This window comes from Phenylobacterium sp. (assembly GCF_036501465.1).
Lineage (GTDB): Bacteria > Pseudomonadota > Alphaproteobacteria > Caulobacterales > Caulobacteraceae > Phenylobacterium.
Genome location: NZ_DASYAF010000181.1, coordinates 1 through 18,535 on the forward strand (window position 1 = coordinate 1; position 18,535 = coordinate 18,535).

An 18,535-nucleotide genomic window follows, 5' to 3' on the forward strand; every position below is an offset into this window, starting at 1 on the left:
TCCGCCGTCTGGCGCCGTCCGCGGCGTGCGCCCTGGTCGCAAGGCCAGCGCCGGGCTTCAGCCACCCCGAGCGTCGGCGGCTGCTCTATCACCTGCCGGACGACTTCGAACAGCGAAGCCCCGCGCAGCAGGTGGAAATCCTGGCGTGGGTGCGTCGGACGTTCCGGTCCGAGGACAGCGACTATCGCCGGCGCCAGGCGACGGCGACCGCCGGGGCCTATGGCATCCGTTTCCCGGAACACCAGGGCTGGAAGACCTCGCCGCGCGCCACGACCGGCCGGCGGCTGCGCGCCGGCACGCGGCCGGCGCCGGTCGCCCTGTCGAACGAGATGGGCGACCTCCTGGCCTTCAAGACCGCGACCTTCGCCGCGCCGGACCGCCCGCGCGCAAGCGTTTGGAGCGCGGCGACGGCGGACCTGAGGATCGAGCACCTCGGCCTGTTCTTCGGCGCGGTGGCGGGCGATCCGCAGGGCCCGGTGGGCGGCCTGGGCGCGCCGCTGGAGGCGCTGACCTTCGCCCTGATGCTGTTTCCGGCGGTGATCGACGACTACCTCGAATGGCGGAGCCGGCGGCGGGGCTTCCTGACGGTGTGGGAGGTCGACCTGCTGATCTGCATCGCCGGCCTGGTCCATCCGCAGACCGGCTGGCTCGCCCAGACGCCCGCCCTGGCGGCGCGCCTGCAGCCGATCCCCCATCTGGTCCGCGCCGACGAGATCGCCGCGGTCCGCGGCGACTGGGCCGCCGCCTGCGCGCGGATCGCCGCCTTCGCGGAGATGCGCAGCAAGGAGGTCAAGCGCATCTGCCGGCGGCATCACGACCCGTTCGAGCCGATCGTCGTGGTGCTGGAAGCCGATCGTCCGCTCAGCGTCTATCGACGGATCGCCGACGAAATCCGCGCCCGGCGGCCGGATGCACGCCACCATCGCCGGGCGGCCGCCGAGAACGCCCGCGCCTATCTGATGTTTCGTTTCGCTCTGCACCTTGGCTTCCGCCAGCGCACCCTGCGTGAATTGCAGGTCTGCCCGCGCGGCCGCCCCCCGACCCCGGCGCCGGAGCTCGACGCCGCCCGCCGCGGCGAACTGCGCTGGAGCGAACGGTTGGCCGGCTGGGAGGTTGTGGCGCCGCCGAGCGCCTTCAAGAACGCCGCCTCAAGCTACTTCCAGGGCCGACAGTACCAACTTCGGCTGCCCGACGTCGCCGGCCTGTATGACGAGATCGACGCCTATCTGGCGGTCCACCGGCGCGTCCTGCTCGGCGGCGTCAAGGATCCCGGGACCTTCTTCGTCAAGCAGGTGAAGGCTGGGCGGGCGAACGCGGCGATGAACGACACCGATTTCTATAGTGCCTGGCGCGCGCTCATCGAGCGCTACGGCGTCTACAATCCCTATACCGGTCGGGGCGCCATCGCGGGCCTGCTGCCGCATGGGCCGCATTGCGCGCGCCACGTGCTCGCCACCCACGTGCTGAAGCAGACCGGATCCTTCGAACAGGCCGGCTTCGCGATCCAGGACAACGCCCGGGCCGTGGAGCAATACTACGGCCGCTTCCTGCCCCGGGAAAAGGCGGCCAGGTCGGCGCAGCTGCTGGACCCGGTCTGGGCGGAGGGCGCGCCGGATTCCTGAGGAGCTTCCGAAACCCAGGACGCGCCGGCCGCTTGTCCGGCGCTCGCGCTTCGGAATAGGGCTTCACGCGGCGCATGGTCTTCGCTATAGCCCGCGCCTCGCCTTTCGCCGCGATAGCTCAGTGGTAGAGCGCATCCTTGGTAAGGCTGAGGTCCAGGGTTCGAATCCCTGTCGTGGCACCACGGTCCTTCAACCTTTTCAAGAGGTTGAAGGACCACCCCGCGCCTTCCGACTCAGATTGGCGTGCCCAGGGAGCCGCCGGAATCGCCTGGATTCCGCTCGGCGACGGGCCTGTGGGCGGATCGCCGCCGTGAAGCGCGCTTCGCCCCTGTGCGTTTGGGAACAACCTGGGCCTTAGGGGCTTAGACCACCGTCACCGCGGGGATCGACCCATGCTGCTGGAGCCCGGAACCACATGCTGGCGGCGCGAAACGAGTGAGCGCGCGGCCTTGATCGTCGATATGGCGGACTATTTCGACGCCGCCATGGCCGCCATGCGCAAGGCCAGGCACACCATCCACCTGCTCAACTGGGCCTTCGAACCCCAGACGCTGTTCCATCCGCAGCCGGGCTGCACCGGTCCGGAAGACGACCGGATCGCCAATTTCCTGAAGCGGTTGGCGAAGGACAACCCGAAGCTCGACGTCCGCATCCTCTGCTGGCAATCGGCCTTGCCGGTCGCCGCGACCCAGAATTGGTTTCCGCTCGCCGACCGCAAGACCTTCGCCGGCAGCAAGGTGAAGTTTCTCCTCGACGGCAGGCTGCCCGTGGGCGCCTCGCACCATCAGAAGGCGATCATCATCGACGACGCCATCGCCTTCTGTGGCGGCGGCGACATCGGGCCGGATCGCTGGGACACCCACAACCATCTCGACGACGATCCGCGGCGCGAAATGACCAAGCATGCTCACGGCGCCCATGAGAAGGACTTTGACAGCCGCCACGAAGTCATGGGGATCGTCGAGGGCGCGGCCGCCAAGGCGCTGGGCGTGCTTTTCCGCGAACGCTGGGCGCGCTGCGCCGGCGAGACGCCGCCCGAACCGCCGGCAACCCGGCCAGCGTGGCCGGCTCAGATCTCGCCGCAGTTCAAGGCTGTCGCCGTCGGCCTTTCACGCACCCATGGAGCCTGGAAGAACCACCCTGAAGTCCGCGAGGTCGAGGCCTTGCACCTGCAAGCCATCGCCAGGGCGAAGCGCTGCATCTACATGGAGAACCAGTACTACACCTCGCCGCTGATCGGCGCGGCCCTGGCGGCGCGCCTGCGCGACCCCCAGGGCCCCGAGGTCGTGCTGATCGGCACGGAACATTCGCCCAGCTTCTTCGACCAGGCGACCATGGACCGCACCCGGGTGCGCTTCATCGAAACCCTGAAGCGGGCCGACAAGCATGGCCGCTTTCAAGCCTACAGCCCGGTCACGACGCTCGGCCGGATTATCATCGTCCACGCCAAGCTGACGATCATCGACGATCGGCTTCTCAGGATCGGCTCGGCCAACATCAACAACCGCTCCATGGGTCTCGACACCGAGTGCGACCTTTCGTTCGAGGCCGCGGGCCGCGCGGACACGGGCAACCGGGCCGCGATCACCCGCCTCAGGAACCATCTGCTGGCGCATTGGCTGGGCTGCGAGGATGCCGTGGTCGAGGCTGCGATCGGCAAGGCCGGGAGTCTGGGCGGCGCCCTCGAAGCCCTGCGTAGCGCCGGTTATGCGCGTTTGCGGCCCATCGAACTTCCGCCGGTCAAGGGCCTCGCCGCGGTCATCGCCACCTATCACATGGGCGACCCGTTCTCGCCCGCCGACGGTTGGCGACCGTGGCGGCGCAAAGCGATGTCGCGAAGCGCCGAGCGTCGCGGACGCGACGCGATGAGGGCCACCGCTTAAACCGGCTTCGATCGCGCTTCTGTCACGTTGGTCGCAAGGTCCAGCCTTGAGGAGGCTGGCGCGCGCTAAGAGCGGACGTCTTTCTGGCGCCAGACGGCGGACATGCGCAATTCGGCATCCGCTCAGGCCACCGGTCTTCCCACGACCTGCGCCCCGTCAAAGGCGGCCACGAGCCTCAATCCTGGATCGGCGTCCTCGGCGGTGAGGTTTCCACCGAAGGCGCCAAACGCCGCGGTCGCGAGCGCCAGCCCGAGACCGTTGCCCGATGTCGAGCGGCTTGTGTCCTGGCGGAAGAAACGTTCGAAGATCTTTCCACGGATGGCCTCCGGCACGCCCGGGCCATCGTCGCTGACGATGATCCGGGGTCCGCGAGCCTCCACCCGGATTTGGACCCGCGTTCCTGGCGGCGTGTGCGTCAGGGCGTTCTCGATGAGGTTGGCGAGCGCCTGGCCCAGGATGCGCGGTTCGGCCTCAACCTCGGCGCCGCCTGCGGACGGTGAATAGCTCAGCAATCGTCCCTCCGCCTCGGCGCGGGGCGCGTAGGCGTCCACGACCTTGCCGGCGATCTCATCGAGGTCGACCGGGCACAGGGCCAATCCCGGCGCCCCGGCCTCCAGCTCGGCGATGTGCAGCAGGGCCTGGAAGGTCTCCAGGACCTCGCTCACCCGCTCGTTGGCGCCGATCAGGGCGTTCCGGTAATGCGCGGTCGACGCCGGTCCGGCGAGCGCCTTGCCGATCTCCTGATTGTGATGCGCCAGGGGTCGGCGCAGATCGTGGGCGATGGACGAGGACACCTGCCGAAGACCCTCCACCAGCCGGTTCTCGCGATCCATCATCCGGTTCAGGGCTCCGGCCAGGTCGTCGAGATCCGACGCCCCCTGGCCGGACCGTTCGATCCGCGCGGCGCGATCGCCGCCCGCATAGCGCTCAATCGATTGCGCCATGCCGTCGACGTGGCGCAGCACGCCGCGGCTGATCCAGACGCCGCTCATCATCCCGATCGCGGCGACCACCGTAGCCAGGCCGGCGACCGCCCAGAGAATCACATTGTCCTGCGCCTCGCGCGCCCTCAGATACTCGCCGACCGTCAGGCGCAGGCCACCCGGCTCTGGGCGGGTGTAGGCCAGCACCGGCCCGACGCGCGAAGCCGCAAAGCTGGACCAGAACTTGCGTTTCGCCGGCATCGGCTTCGGGATCGGCGGCGCCGGAAAGCCGCCGGCCAGGACGCGGCCTTTGGCGTCGTCCAGACGGAAGTCATGGACGGCGTCGTGATGGGTGCGGTTGTAGGCGATCAGGTTCGTCAGGCCCCGTTGCGCCAGGCGATCGGTGACGTCGTCTTCGTATTCCTCGATCTCGGCATGGGCGGCGCGAACCTCCGCGCGGCGCACGATGGCAAGGGTCGTGGCGCCGGCCGCCGCGAAGGTCACCACGAAGAGCAGCGTCTGCACCGCGGCGAGGCGGAAGCTTGCTGACGCGAAAAGGCGCCTAGTGGGCTGCAATGGCGTAACCGACGCCGCGGAGCGTGCGGATGGGGTCCACGGCGCCCAACCGCACCAGCTTGGCGCGCAACCGGCTCATATGCGGCTCGATCAGCGGGCCCGGCGCGCTCAGGTGCAGGTCGAAGACGCCTTCGACCAGCATCGCCTTGGTGACCGCCTGCCCTGCATTCAGCATGAGCATCTCCAGCATGGCGAACTCGCTGCCGGTGAGGTCGGCCAGCACGCCGTCCACCGTCACCTTGCGGGTGAGGCGGTCCAGGACGATGTCGTCCTTGCGCAGCACCGCGGCCGCGCCGACGGTCGGGGGACGCCGGCCGATCGCCTCCAGCCGGGCTTCCAGCTCGTCGAGCTCGAACGGCTTCACCAGATAATCATCGGCGCCGCCCCTCAGGCCTTCGACGCGGTCCGCGAGGCCGCCCAGGGCGGTGAGCAGGATCGCGGGGGTGTCGATACTGGCGGTCCTCAGCGCCCTCAGAATCTCCAGGCCTCCGAGCGAGGGGAGCATGCGGTCGATGACCAGCACGTCAAAGCTCCGGTCGCAGGCCCGCAGCAGCCCGGCGCGCCCGTCCCGTTCGGCGGCGACCTCGTGCCCCCGCGCCCCAAGACCGTCGCTGACGAACTCGCGCGTGCGGCCATCATCTTCGATGATCAATATGTTCAGGACGGCACCCTTGCGCGCCGAGCTGAAGGCGGTTCACCTCGGCGGTTCAAACCTGGCTCATCAGAGTGATGGGCAAGTGCGAAGGTTCCGTGACTTGCGGCGTCGCAAGCCTTCAGACAATTCCATCGCCTAAGCACCATCAAAGCGTTGCGCGGCCATGTCACGGCTCCCGCTCTGCGCCCCAGTCGCCGGGCGTCGAACTCCGCCAACGCCTGGGGTGCTCGCATGAAGATGGTTCGGTTTTCCGCGGCCTTGATTTCGTCCGTCAGCGGGCTGGCGCTCGCCCAGGCAGCCTGGGCCGCCGCCGCCGCGTCGGGCCCGTCCTCGGTCGACGAGGTCGTGGTGACCGCGCCGCGTGAAGAGGCCCAGGCGCGGGTCCGCCAACAGGAAGCGCCGAACCTCATCGACGTCCAATCCGCCGAGACCATCGCCAAATATCCCGACTTCAACGCCGCCGAAGCGCTGGGCCGCATCCCCGGAATCTCGCTCTCCAGCGACACCGGCGAGGGCCGGTTCGTGAACATCCGCGGAATCGACGCCAACCTGAACGGCGCCACCTACGGCGGCGTCGTCCTGCTCAACACCAACGCCGGCGGCACCGCGGCGGGCGGCGGCGGCCGGGCGGTGGAGTTCGACACCATCCCGACCGGCGCCATCGACGGGATCGTGGTCACCAAGACCCGCCTGCCGGACCAGGAAGGCGAAGGCCTGGGCGGGACTATCGAGCTCACCCCGCGCTCGGCCGCCCACCTCGACATGCCGTTCGTGGAAGGCACGCTGGGCTGGGGCTACGAGCCGCTGCACAAGCACACCGGCCCCACCGACGTGGAATTGGCGGGCGGCGCACGCTTCGGCTTCGGCGATCGCGGCCTGATCGTGGCCGGCGACGGGCAAACCGCCCCGGTGCGGGCCGGCTGGATCTCCAATCCCTATCCCTTCTCCTTCGTGATGAACGCCTCGCGCAAGGACGACCGTCGCGCCGTCGACGACCTGGAGGCAGGCTATATCGACGACACCGGCGTCGCGGCGAAGGCGGACGCGGGCATCCAGGGCAAGGCCTTTAGCAGCGTCGACTTCCGGCGCTACGACTACCATCGCCGCCGGTTCGGCTATGGCGGCGAGTTCGACTTCGAACCGAACGACGACCACACCTACTACGCGCGCGCCAGCATCGCCGGCTACACCGAGGCGGTGCACAAGAACTTCTATCTGCTGCGCAATCTGGATGGGGCGGAGCAGGATGACGGCAGCGTGCCGCGCGGTCCGGACGGGACGACCTTCCTGGCCTCGGGCCAGGCGCAGGAGACGCTCACCGACGAGCAGGAGACCCACCGCAACCAGGTCTATGTAATCGGCGGGCGCGACCGCCTCGGCGACGCCCTGCTCGACTACCGCGCCGCCTACAGCCGGGCGACCTTCGCGGTCGGCTACAACATCGGCGCCCGGTTCGTCGGGCCTACGGTGGCGGTCGACTACAACAACATCACCAACTCCACGACGCCGAGCTTCACCTATCCGAGCGGATTCAACCCGGATACCGCCAGCGCCTACAACCTCAACCGCATCACCAACTCGACCGAGCACGATGTCGACGAGGAATATTCCTACGCCGGCAATCTGCAGGTTCCGATCAAGCTCGTGAACGACAGCGACCGGCTGAAGGTCGGCGCCGAGGCCCGGCTGCGGGACAAGACGGTCAATCCGTTCATCGAAGACGGCATCGTCGCGCCGACGCTGAACCTCGCCGCCGCCTCAGGCCCCGCGAACCAGTACTACGACGGCCACTACCCGAACGGGCCATTCATCAACCGCTACGCCATCCGCGCCATCCTGGTCGGCCAGGCGGGCACGACCACCGACGACCTCGACCAAAGCGGCTTCTTCACCGCCAAGGAGAACATCTTCGCCGCCTACGCCCAGTACACAACCGACATCGGCAAGTGGGGCTTCCTGGCCGGCGCCCGGGTCGAGACGACGCACGCCACCTATTCGGCGTTCCAGACCACCACCGACGCCGCCGGAAACGACACCACAGCCCTCGTCGCGCGCAAGGACGACTACACCAACGTCTTCCCGACCGCGCAGGTGAAGTACAGCTTCGCACCCAACCTGATCGCGCGCGCCATTTTCTCCACCGGCATTGGCCGGCCCGGCTTCGAGCAGGTGGCCGCGGCGTCCTCGGTCGACTTCTCCAACAGCCCGGTGCTGATCAGCCGCGGCAACCCCAACCTGAAGCCGATCACCGGCGACAATTTCGACCTGTCGCTGGAGTACTACCTGGACAATGGCGGCATCATCCAGGCCGCCCTGTTCGACAAGGAGTTCCAGAATTACATCGCCCCGCGTGTGCAGCACGGGATCACCACCGACCCCCTGGCGCCCGGACAACTGGCCGACGTCACGACCTTCCTCAACCTCTCCGGCGCGCATGCGCGCGGGGCGGAGGTGGCCTACCACCAGAAGTTCACCTTCCTGCCCGATCCGTTCAAGGGCTTCGGCGTCGAGGCCAACCTCACCTTGGTGGACTCGCGCGTCCTGGAATACGACGCGGCGACCAGCGCCACCGGGACCAATCAGTTCGGCCTGCTGCCCGGCACCTCGAAGGTCACCTGGAACCTGGCCGGCTTCTATGAGGACCACGGCCTGCAGTTGCGCCTGTCGTCGGAATACGTCAGCCACAGCCTTTTCGGCCTGGGCGGCGACAAGGCGCTGGACGTGTTGCAGCACGAGCGCCTGACCATGGACTTCACGTCCAGCTACCAGCTGACCCACAACTTCACCGTCTATTTCAACGCCAAGAACCTGCTCAACACGCCGTTGCGCTACGACGAAGGCAGCGCCAACCGGCCGATCCAGCGCGAGTTCTACGACGTGACCTACGAGGCCGGCGTCAGGGCGAAATTCTAGGATGAAGCTCCGCCAGCTGTTCCCCGCGCTCGCCCTGGCGGCCGGCCTACTGGCCGGCTGCGCCACGACGCCGATGCGTCCGAGCGCCCTGGAGGGCGTGCCGCGCTACGACCACGTCTTCGTCATCATCGACGAGAACAAGGACTATGCGCAGATCCTCGATCCCGCGGCCGCGCCGAACTTCGCCGGGCTGGCCAAACAGTACGGCAACGCCACACGGTTCTACGCCGAGGTGCATCCCAGCGAGGCCAACTATGTGGCGCTGTTGAGCGGCGACACCTTCGGCATCCACGACGACGACGCCTACTACTGCAAGGCCGGTTCGCCGCGCCCGCAGTGCGACGGCGCGACGGCGCCCGGCTATGTCGACCACACGGTGGGAGCGCCACACCTCGGCGACCAGCTCACGGCCGCCGGCCTGACCTGGAAGGGCTACTACGAGAGCCTGCCCAGGCCCGGCGCCCTGGACGTCGTCGCCAGCGATCCTCGCTTCGACAACGGCACCCGCAAGACCGCGCTCTACGCCTCGAAGCACTCGGGGTTCATGAACTTCACCGACGTGCAGAACGACCCTCGGCGCGCCGAGCGGATCGTGGGCTTCGACCAACTGGGGCGAGACCTTGCGGCGAACGCCATGCCGACCTTCGCGGTGATCGTGCCCAACCAGTGCAACGACATGCACGGCCTGCACGGCGACGGCGTCCCCGCCGACTGCGACGGGAACAACAAGGCCGCCCTGATCCGCCGCGGCGACGCCTTCGCCGGCGACTTGGTCCGCCGCATCCAGGCGAGTGCGGTGTGGGCGAGCCGGGGCAATGTGGCCATCGTGCTCACCTTCGATGAAGGCGCCGGCAAATCGCGCGAAGGCTGCTGCGGCGTGACACCGGAGGCCGCCTCGAATTTCGGCGGTGGCCATATTCCGACCCTGGTGATCACCAACCACGGGCCGCGGAGGCTCAGCGACGCCACGCCCTACAGCCACTATTCGCTGCTGCGCACCCTGGAAGACAGCTTCGGGCTTTCGGCGCATCTTGGCCACGCCGCCGACACAGCGCATGGCGTCGCGCCGATGGCGAAGCTGTTCGCGGTTGGCGGCTGAATTCCCGCGCTGACCACCACCTGGGAGACCGTCCTATGAAGTCCGCACCCTTCGCCGCCGCCGCGGCGGCCCTGGGCGTCATCGCCGCTTCCGCCGTGGCCCAGCCCGCCACCCCGGCCTACCACCTCGTCAAGACCGTGCCGCTGGGCGCGCCGGATCGCTGGGACTACGTGGTCTTCGACGCCCCGTCACACCGGGTCTACGTGGCGCACGGCGACACCGTCTCGGTGGTCGATGGGCGCGACGGCCATATCGTCGGCAAGGTCGAAGGCGTCCCCGGCGGGACCCACGGGATCGGCATCTCCATGGCGACCGGCAAGGGCTATACCGACGATGGCAGGGCGGGCCAGGCCGTCGCCTTCGACCTCAAGACGCTCAAGATCGGCGCTCATATCCCGGCCGCCGCCGACGCCGATGCGATCGCCTTCGACCCCGTCACCGGCCACGTCTTCATCATCGAGGGCGATCCGGCCAGCGTCACGGTCATCGACCCCAAGACCGACAAGGCGGTGGCCACCATCAGCACCGGCGGCAAGGTCGAATACGGCGTCGCCGACGACCGCGGCCACCTCTATGTCAACGGCGAGGCCAAGCGCGAGATCGTCGCCATCGACACCCGCAGCAACGCGGTGACCGCGCACTGGCCGATGCCGGATTGCGCGAGTCCGCACGGCCTGGCCATCGACAAGGTTCACCGCCGGCTATTCTCCAGTTGCGTGAATGGCCTGATGACGGTGGTCAACGCCGACACTGGGCGCGTGGTCGCCACCGCGCCGATCGGCAAGGGCACCGACGCGGCCGCCTTCGATCCTAAGCGCGGCCTGGCGTTCAGCTCCAACGGCGCCGACGGGACGGTCTCGGTGATCCGCCAGACGACGCCGGACAGCTACGCCAACGTCGCCACCATACCAACGGCGGTCAGCGGGCGGACCATGTCGCTCGATCCGCAGAGCGGGCGCCTCTACATCGCCGCCGCCGACACAGACCCGGCCGCCACGCCGGGCGGCCGGCCGCGGCCGCGCCCCGGCAGCCTCAGGCTCCTGTTCCTGGATCCGGCGAAATAGCGGCGGCGCGAGCGCTCCGAGCCTCCCGGCTTCCCAGGTCCGGGCCCAGCGTCAGACATCGCCAGCGCGACAGATGCGGACATTGGCGAGCGCGGCCGCAATGCGGAGCTTGCGCGGGCACGCGCCGAGCGTCGGCTTCCGGCCCAGGTGCGGTGAAAAAAGCTAGGCCGCTTCGGTCGCAAGCGGCGCGACGGCTTGCAGCAGGACAGCGCTCATGGCCTCCAACAGGCGCTCGGGCTTCACCGGCTTCTCGACCACACCGTTCATGCCGCAGACCCGGTAGAAGGCCGCGTCGGCCGGGTCGGCATTGGCGGTGAGCGCCAGGATCGGGACCTGGGAGCTGGCGTTGCGGCCGGCGCGGATGCGACGCGTCGCTTCCACTCCATCCATGCCGGGCATCTTCACGTCCATCAGGATCAGGCCGAAGCAGCCAGTGGCGGCGGCCTCTACGGCCGCGGCGCCGTCCGCCACCGCCTCACAGGTGCAGCCGAACATCTCGACCAGGGTCAAGGCGACCATACGGTTGGTGGCGTTGTCATCGACGACCAGCACGTGCAGGGCCCCGCCGGCCGCCTCCACCGGCCCGGCCGGCGGTCCCGCGTCGATGGGCTTCGGCAACCCATGGAACGGAGCTGAGAAGGTGAAGAGGGCGCCGCCCTCCGGCCGGTTCGCCGCCTCGATGGCGCCGTCCATCCGCTCCAGGATCTGGCGGCAGACCGCCAAGCCCAGGCCCGCGCCGCCCAAGCGCACGCCGTCGTCGGTCTGCTGGAAAGGCGTGAAGATCGACTGCAGCCGGTCCTGCGGCACGCCGGGGCCCGAGTCGGCCACCTCGCCGGTGAGCTCGACGTAGCCGTCGCGGCGCTGGGCGCGCAGGCGCACCGATACGACGCCGGCCTGCGTGAACTTCATGGCATTGGAGACCAGGTTGTTGATCACCTGCTGCAGCCGCACGCGGTCGGCCAGGACATAGAGGTCCGGCGGGCCAACATAGGCGGCGTCCAGCGTCACGCCCTTCAGCTCCGCTTGGGCGGACCATAGTGAGACGGTTTCGCCGATGATCTGCTCGACCGCCATGGGTTCCTCGCGCAGCTCCAGGCCGGCGGCCTCGGCGCGTGAAAGATCCAGGGCGTCGTTCAGGAGGCGCAGCAGCACGCCGCCCGATTGCAGGATGGTGTCGACCAGGGGCGCCAGGTCGTCCTGGCGGGACTTCCTGCGGATGATCTCGGCCACCGCCAGCACGCCGTTCAGGGGTGTGCGGATCTCGTGGCTCATCACCGCCAGGAAGCGGCCCTTGGCGGCGAGCGCATCCTGGGCGCTTTCGGCCAGGCGTTTCATCTCGGCGGCGTGGGTGGCGGTGGCCGCGGCGGTGACCTGCAGCAGCGACAGCGCCGTGCCGACCCCGGCGTAGCGCTCGCCGCAGGTGACGATGAAGCCCTGCAGCAGTTCCGAGGGGCTCTCTTCCATCACGCGGCCGCAGAACTCTTCGACGGTCATGTCGCCGTCGGCGATCAGCGGATCGGTCTTCATCCAGTGGTGGATCGGCCGGCGCGCCCAGAGCGCATAGCCGTATTGCGCAGCCATGCGCACCAGGAACGCGTTGCGCTCCACCAGGCCCACCGGACGGTCGGCCTCGTCGACCACCGCGATCACCAGGAGGTCGGGATCGTCCTCGAAGCGTCGGTAGATGTCGCGGCCCGTGTGGCCCGGCGTCACCGGCTCGGAGAACGGCGCGATGTCCAGCAGCAGCGTCATGACGATCCCCCCGACCTTCATCAGCGAAGGCGCGGGACGCTGATGACAGGGGGCCCGCTAACGAGCCGTTGAAGGCGCAACCGCTGGGGGTTAAGGTCGCGCGAAGTGTTTGTGACAAGGTGAACGGCGCTTAGGAAAGGCGTCACAAATGGCGGGAAGGCCCCACCGCAACCGAACTGTCGCATGCGTCGGCTAGGAACAGGTCGATAGCCTCCCAGACGGCGGAACAACAGGTTGCCCGCGGACTCTTTCGATCTGGCCGTTGTGGGCGGCGGCGTTGTCGGCTTGGCGCACGCCTGCGTCGCCGCCCGCGCGGGCCTGAAGGTCTGCGTGATCGAGAAGGACCCGCGCGCCAACGGTGCGTCGATCCGCAATTTCGGCTTCATCACCGTCACCGGCCAAGAACGTGGCGAACATTGGCGTCTGGCGCGGCGCACCCGCGATCTGTGGGCCGATGTCGCGCCCCGGGCCGGGATCCGCATCGAGCAGCAAGGGCTCTATCTTACCGCCCGGTCCGTCGAGGCGATCGCGGTGATCGAGGCTTTCCTCGCCACCGAGATGGGCGAGGGCTGCCGGCTGCTGGCGGCCGGGGAGTTCTGTGGCCGATCGGGCGGGCTGGGCGGCGGAGACCTTCGAGGCGCGCTGTTCAGCCCGCATGAAGTGCGGGTGGAGTCGCGAACGGCGATCCCCGCGCTGACGGCCTGGCTGGCCGCGGAGGGCGTGAGCTTCTTCAACGGGACGGTGGTCCATTCGGCTTCGCCGCCGCGGCTCGCCACCTCGCGCGGACCCATCGCGGCCGATGCGGTCGTGGTCTGTCCGGGCGACGATTTCGCGACCCTCTATCCAGAGCGGATCGCGGCTTACGGCCTCTCCCGTTGCCGGCTGTCGATGCTCAAGACCGCGGACGCAGGACTACGCCTGCCGGGCGCGGTGATGTCGGACCTCAGCCTCACCCGCTACGCCGGCTATGCCGCCCTGCCGGAAGCGCGCGCCCTGGAAACCAGGCTGCGGGCGGCGCATCCGGAGGCCTATGAGCACGGCGTCCATCTGATCGTCGCGCAAGGCCTCGACGGCGGTCTGGTCGTCGGCGACAGCCACCACTACGCCGACCTGCCGGGCCCGTTCGCGCCGGCGCAGGCGGAGCAGGCGATCCTCGACGAATATGCTCGCGCCCTGGGCCGCCCGGCGCCGCCGGTCGTGGAACGCTGGACCGGCGTCTACGCCTCGTCGGGCGCGCGCACCTGGCTGGTCGATGCGCCGGAGCCGGCCGTACGCCTGGTGATCGTCACCAGCGGGACGGGCGCCTCCACCGGTTTCGGCATCGCCGAGACGGTGCTGGGCGAGCTTCTGAATCTGCAGACGGAGACGGCGGCATGAGTTTCCCTGTGAGGGCGGTGATTTTCGATTGGGCCGGCACCATGGTCGATTTCGGCTGCACGGCGCCGGTGCGCGCCCTACAGCAGGTGTTCGCGACCGAGGGGCTGGCGCTGTCGGTCGCCGAGGCTCGCGCCGACATGGGCAAGGCCAAGCTCGACCATCTGCGCGCCATCCTGGACGAACCGGGGGTGGCGGCGCGGTGGGCGGCCGCCAAGGGTGCGGCGGCGGGCGAAGCCGAGGTCACAGCGCTCTACGCCAGGCTGGAGCCGGCTATGGCCGCCGCGGCCGCGGAGAGTTCGAAGCTGATCCCGGGTGCGGCGCAGGTCGCCGCCGAGCTTGCGGCGCTGGGCGTCCGGATCGGCTCGGGCACCGGCTACACGCGGCGGATGATGGCGCCCATCCTGGCCGCCGCCGCCCAGCAGGGCTATGCGCCCGAGGCGGTGGTCTGCGCCGGCGAGACTCCCAGCGGGCGGCCCGCGCCGCTGATGGCCTGGAAGGCGCTGATCGAACTCGACGCCTGGCCGGCGCAAGCCTGCGTCAAGGTGGACGACGCCCCGGTCGGCATGGCGGAAGGCAAGGCCGCCGGTTGCTGGACCGTGGGCCTGGCCGCCTCGGGCAACGAAATGGGCCTGGACGAGGCCGCCTATGCCGCCCTTTCGGGCGCCGAGCGGAGCGCCCGGCTGGCCGCGGCGGCGACGGTCCTGCGCGGCGCCGGCGCCGACTTCGTCATCGAGGACGTCTCGCAGCTGATGCCGGTGATCCACGAGATCGCCCAGAGGATCAGCCAGCAGATCGCCGCGTCATGACCCTCGCCCTGCCGACCAGCCGTGAGAGCCTCGCCGGGCGGATGCGGGGCTGGCTGGCCCGCGCGCCGGCGCCGGTGTTCGCGCTCTACGGCGGCCTGATGGCTTTCGGCGCCTATTTCGCCATGTACGCCTTCCGCAAGCCCTTCACCGTGGCGAGCTTCGCCCACGCCGCGCCGGTAGTGCTGGGCGCGGCGATCGACTTCAAGATCGCCCTGGTGATCGCCCAGGTGCTTGGCTACGCGCTGTCCAAGGTCGCCGGCGTCAAGGTGATCTCCGAGACGCCGCCGCACCGGCGCGCCATCGCCATCCTGGCCCTGATCGGCGCGGCCGAGCTGGCCCTGGTGGCGTTCGCGCTCGCGCCCGCGCCGTGGAACGTCGCCTGCCTGTTCGCCAACGGCCTGGCGCTGGGAATGATCTGGGGCCTGGTGTTTGGCTTCCTGGAGGGGCGCAGGCTGTCGGAGCCCTTGGGAGCCATGCTCTGCGTCAGCTTCATCGTCTCCTCCGGCGTGGTGAAGTCGGTGGGCGAAAGCGTCATGCTGCGTGGCTGGGCGAACGAATATTGGATGCCGGCCCTGACCGGCTTGATCTTCGCGCCCCTGCTGCTGGTCTGTGTCGGCGGCCTTGCGATCCTGCCGCCGCCCAACGCCGAAGACGAGCGGCTGCGGGTGGCCCGTGCGCCGATGGACAGCGCCGCCCGGCGCAGGATGTTCGCCGCCTATGCGCCGGGCCTGATCGCCCTGGTGGTGATCTACATCGGCCTGACGGCGCTGCGCGATTTCCGCGACAACTTCGCCGTCGAAATCTGGAACGGCCTGGGCTTCAAGGACGACGCCCAGATCTTCACCCTCTCCGAGCTGCCGGTCGGCGCCATCGTCCTGGTGACGCTGTCGGTGGTGATGTTCGTGCGCGACAACCGCCGCGCCTTCCTCGCCAACCTGGTGCTGGTCGCCCTGGGGCTGGCGGTGGCCGGTGGGGCATCCCTGGCCTTCCAGGCGCACCTGGCCGGGCCGGTGACCTGGATGATCCTGCTGGGCGCGGGACTCTACCTCGCCTACACGCCGTTCAACGCGCTGATCTTCGATCGCTTCATCGCCGCCAGCGGACGGACCGGCACGGCGGGGTTCCTGATCTATGTAGCCGACGCCAGCGGCTATGTAAGCTCGGTGGCGCTGCTGATCGTACGCAACTTCTTGGGGTTGAAACTGTCCTGGGTGGAGTTCCTGATGGCCATCTCCTACGTCTCGGCGATCGTCGGCCTGGCGCTGCTCGCGGGCGCGGCCGTCTACTTCCATCGCCGCCTGGGGCGGCCGGTCCGATCCACGGGAGCCGCCGATGCGGCTCGGCCTTGAAGACCTGACGCGGCTCTATGCCGAACGTGGCGGGCGCTGCTACGGCGAGGGTGTCAGCCAGGCCGAGCACGCCCTGCAATGCGCCAGGCTCGCCGAGGACGACGGCGCGTCGGACAGCTTGATCGCCGCGGCCCTGCTGCACGACGTCGGCCATCTGCTGGAGGACGACGGCGCCGCCGAGCTCGGCCTAGACGCGCGGCATGAGCTGGCGGGCGCCCGCGCGCTTGCCCGCCTGTTCGGCCCGGCCGTGCGCCGGCCGATCGCCCTGCACGTGGCCGCCAAGCGCTGGCTGTGCCTGACCGAAGCCGGCTACCACGAGGCGTTGAGCCCGGCCTCCCGGGCCTCGCTCGAGCTGCAAGGCGGGCGGTTCGAACCCCTGGAGGCGGCGGCCTTCGAATGCAGGGCCTACTGGCGTGAGGCGGTGGCGCTGCGGCGCTTCGACGACCTCGGCAAGTCTTTGGAGCCCTGTGGTCGTTCGTTTACGGATTATCTGCCGCTGCTTCAGCGCCTCAGGCGGGACGCCGCGGCCGCCTAGGTCCCGGGAAATCGAACGCCAGACGCGATCGCACACGTCATGCGCGCGTCGGCAAACATTCAAATAACCGCAGTATTCGGGTCACCGAAGCGTCACGCACCTCCCCCATACGCGGAGCTTCGCAATCCGCCCGCGGCGCCACAGGCATGCCACGGCGGTTGACTCGGGGTTGACGGTTGTCGGTGCGTATACGGAGGAAATTCCATCCTCCGCCGCCCGCCGGCTGTTTCGTTGGCGACCAACAGGGGGACAAGACATGAAGGCACACTACCTGGTGTCCTGCGCCGTGGCCGCGATCGTGGCCGGCGCGGCTGGATCGGCCTGGGCGGCGGAGGCGGCCGCCGCGGCGGGGGATACCGCCAGCATCGAAGAACTGGTGGTCACCGCGCAGCATCGCGAGGAGTCCGTCCAGACCGTCCCGATGACCATCCAGGCCTTCTCCACCAAGACCCTGGCGAACAACAACATCGACACCGTCGAAGACCTCTTCCGCTTCACGCCCAACGTCGAGTTCGCGAAGAACGGCCCCGGCCAGGGCAACATCTTCATGCGCGGTCTCTCGGCCGGCTTCGCCGGCAACCAATCCAGCGCCACGGTCGGCAACTTCCCCAACGTCGGCCTCTACCTCGACGAACAGTCCATGCAGTTCCCGTCGCGCAACGTCGACCTGTTCCTGGCCGACATGGAGCGGGTCGAGATCCTCGAGGGGCCGCAGGGCACATTGTTCGGCGGCGGCGCCCAGGCCGGCGCAGTCCGCTACATCACCAACAAGCCGAAGATCAACGTCTACGAGGGCAAAGTGGACGCCAGCTACGGCGTCATGAGCCACAGCGGCGACCCCAACACCAGCCTGACGGCAGTGATCAACCTGCCGATCCTGCACGATCAGCTGGCGGTCCGTGCGGTGATCTACAACGACCGGCAGGGCGGCTACATCGACAACGTGCCTTCGACCTTCACCCGGTCGAACCAGGACAACAACACCTACTTCGGCATCAAGCCGACGGGCGGCGTCTGCCCGAACGGCCTGCCGGCCGGGACCCAGCACGGGCTCTGCACCATCCCCAACGCCGCCATCGCCAACAACTTCGCGCTCGCCAGGAAGGATTGGAACCCCGTGACCCACCAGGGCGCCCGCATCGAGGCGCTCTACAATCTCAACGACGACTGGAACGTGCTGATCGCCCAGAGCTTCCAGAGCATGGACGCCGAAGGCCTCTCGACCACCTATCCGGTCGGCTCCGACTTCCAGCCGCTGAAGCCGCTGGAGATCACCGCCTTCACGCCGACCTACGACAAGGACAGCTTCAACAACACCGCCTGGACCGTGAACGGCAAGCTGGGCGACCTGAAGGTGATCTATACCGGTGGCTACATGACCCGGCACATCAACCAGCAGATGGACTACACCAACTATTCGCGCACGCTCTACGGCCAGTACTACGAGTGCACAGGCGGCACGTCGGGCCTGCTCGGCAAGGGCACGCCACTCACCTGCTACTCGCCGGTCACCAGCTGGCACGACGTGGTGCGAAACACGCACTTCAGCAACGAGATCCGGGTGAGCACCCCGGACGACTGGCGCCTGCGCGGCCTGGTCGGCGCCTACTACGAGCGCTTCCGCATCTTCGACACCATGGACTTCAACTATAAGACCGTGCCGGCCTGCCGAGAGGGGAACAATCTGGCCAGCGCGCTGGCCGGCGGCCTGCCCTGCTTCGGCAACGACGCGCCGTTCCCCGGCTCGACCGTCAACGAGCCTGGCGTCCGTCCCGACAACACTGGCTTCGGCGAGGAGGTGCAGCGCGGCTACGACCAGTACGCCTTCTTCGCCTCGTTCGACTACGACATCATCCCGAACGTGCTGACCGTCACCGCCGGCACCCGCTACTTCAACTACGACGAGGACGAGACCGGCTCGGTCTACCACACCAACGGCGGCTGTCTGAACGTCCTGGTCTGCGCGCCGGACATCAGCATC

Annotated in this window: 13 protein-coding genes and 1 tRNA gene; 11 read left to right on the forward strand and 3 right to left on the reverse strand. The window is 68.8% G+C overall.

The features are described from left to right. The 3 genes from VGL85_RS21480 to VGL85_RS21490 form a co-directional block, all read left to right on the forward strand. On the forward strand, positions 1-1,622 hold a 1,622-nt coding region (locus tag VGL85_RS21480; protein ID WP_331591086.1), incomplete at its 5' end, for a hypothetical protein. 107 nt (positions 1,623-1,729) lie between these two features. Next, a tRNA-Thr gene (locus tag VGL85_RS21485) sits at positions 1,730-1,804 on the forward strand. Between the two features lie 210 nt (positions 1,805-2,014). Beyond that, positions 2,015-3,505 (forward strand): phospholipase D-like domain-containing protein, encoded by a 1,491-nt coding sequence (locus tag VGL85_RS21490; protein ID WP_331591087.1) that lies wholly within the window; start codon positions 2,015-2,017, stop codon positions 3,503-3,505. A 122-nt stretch (positions 3,506-3,627) separates the two neighbouring features. On the opposite strand, the gene VGL85_RS21495 is transcribed toward VGL85_RS21490, so the two are convergent. Both VGL85_RS21495 and VGL85_RS21500 read right to left on the reverse strand, forming a co-directional pair. Further along, entirely contained in the window at positions 3,628-4,953 is a 1,326-nt protein-coding gene (locus tag VGL85_RS21495; protein ID WP_331591088.1) for a sensor histidine kinase, read from the reverse strand. Positions 4,954-4,990: 37 nt separating this feature from the next. After that, positions 4,991-5,656: a response regulator transcription factor gene (locus tag VGL85_RS21500; protein ID WP_331591089.1), complete on the reverse strand. Its 666-nt coding sequence runs from the start codon at positions 5,654-5,656 to the stop codon at positions 4,991-4,993. Between the two features lie 234 nt (positions 5,657-5,890). Here VGL85_RS21500 and VGL85_RS21505 point away from each other — a divergent pair, with 234 nt between their 5' ends. Genes VGL85_RS21505 through VGL85_RS21515 form a run of 3 tightly spaced genes read left to right on the forward strand, consistent with a single transcriptional unit; the run spans position 5,891 to position 10,735 of the window. Next, positions 5,891-8,572, forward strand: a complete 2,682-nt coding sequence (locus tag VGL85_RS21505) for a TonB-dependent receptor (protein WP_331591090.1) — start codon at positions 5,891-5,893, stop codon at positions 8,570-8,572. Between the two features lies 1 nt (position 8,573). Then, positions 8,574-9,671: an alkaline phosphatase family protein gene (locus tag VGL85_RS21510; protein ID WP_331591091.1), complete on the forward strand. Its 1,098-nt coding sequence runs from the start codon at positions 8,574-8,576 to the stop codon at positions 9,669-9,671. Positions 9,672-9,706: 35 nt separating this feature from the next. Continuing rightward, positions 9,707-10,735, forward strand: a complete 1,029-nt coding sequence (locus VGL85_RS21515; RefSeq protein WP_331591092.1) for a YncE family protein — start codon at positions 9,707-9,709, stop codon at positions 10,733-10,735. Between the two features lie 162 nt (positions 10,736-10,897). On the opposite strand, the gene VGL85_RS21520 is transcribed toward VGL85_RS21515, so the two are convergent. Continuing rightward, on the reverse strand, positions 10,898-12,487 hold the full coding sequence (locus VGL85_RS21520; protein ID WP_331591093.1) for an ATP-binding protein: 1,590 nt from the start codon (positions 12,485-12,487) through the stop codon (positions 10,898-10,900). A 234-nt stretch (positions 12,488-12,721) separates the two neighbouring features. Between VGL85_RS21520 and VGL85_RS21525 the strand changes: the two genes are divergently transcribed. The 5 genes from VGL85_RS21525 to VGL85_RS21545 all read left to right on the forward strand — a co-directional run. After that, positions 12,722-13,864 (forward strand): TIGR03364 family FAD-dependent oxidoreductase, encoded by a 1,143-nt coding sequence (locus VGL85_RS21525; RefSeq protein WP_331591094.1) that lies wholly within the window; start codon positions 12,722-12,724, stop codon positions 13,862-13,864. After that, positions 13,861-14,670, forward strand: coding sequence for a phosphonoacetaldehyde hydrolase (gene phnX / locus VGL85_RS21530; protein ID WP_331591095.1), 810 nt, complete (start codon positions 13,861-13,863; stop codon positions 14,668-14,670). The genes VGL85_RS21525 and phnX overlap by 4 nt, the downstream gene beginning before the upstream one ends. Continuing rightward, on the forward strand, positions 14,667-16,019 hold the full coding sequence (locus VGL85_RS21535) for a DUF5690 family protein (protein ID WP_331591096.1): 1,353 nt from the start codon (positions 14,667-14,669) through the stop codon (positions 16,017-16,019). The genes phnX and VGL85_RS21535 overlap by 4 nt, the downstream gene beginning before the upstream one ends. Further along, entirely contained in the window at positions 16,003-16,554 is a 552-nt protein-coding gene (locus VGL85_RS21540; protein WP_331591097.1) for an HD domain-containing protein, read from the forward strand. The genes VGL85_RS21535 and VGL85_RS21540 overlap by 17 nt, the downstream gene beginning before the upstream one ends. A gap of 256 nt (positions 16,555-16,810) precedes the next feature. Continuing rightward, the coding region (locus tag VGL85_RS21545; protein ID WP_331591098.1) for a TonB-dependent receptor plug domain-containing protein at positions 16,811-18,535 on the forward strand (1,725 nt) is incomplete at its 3' end.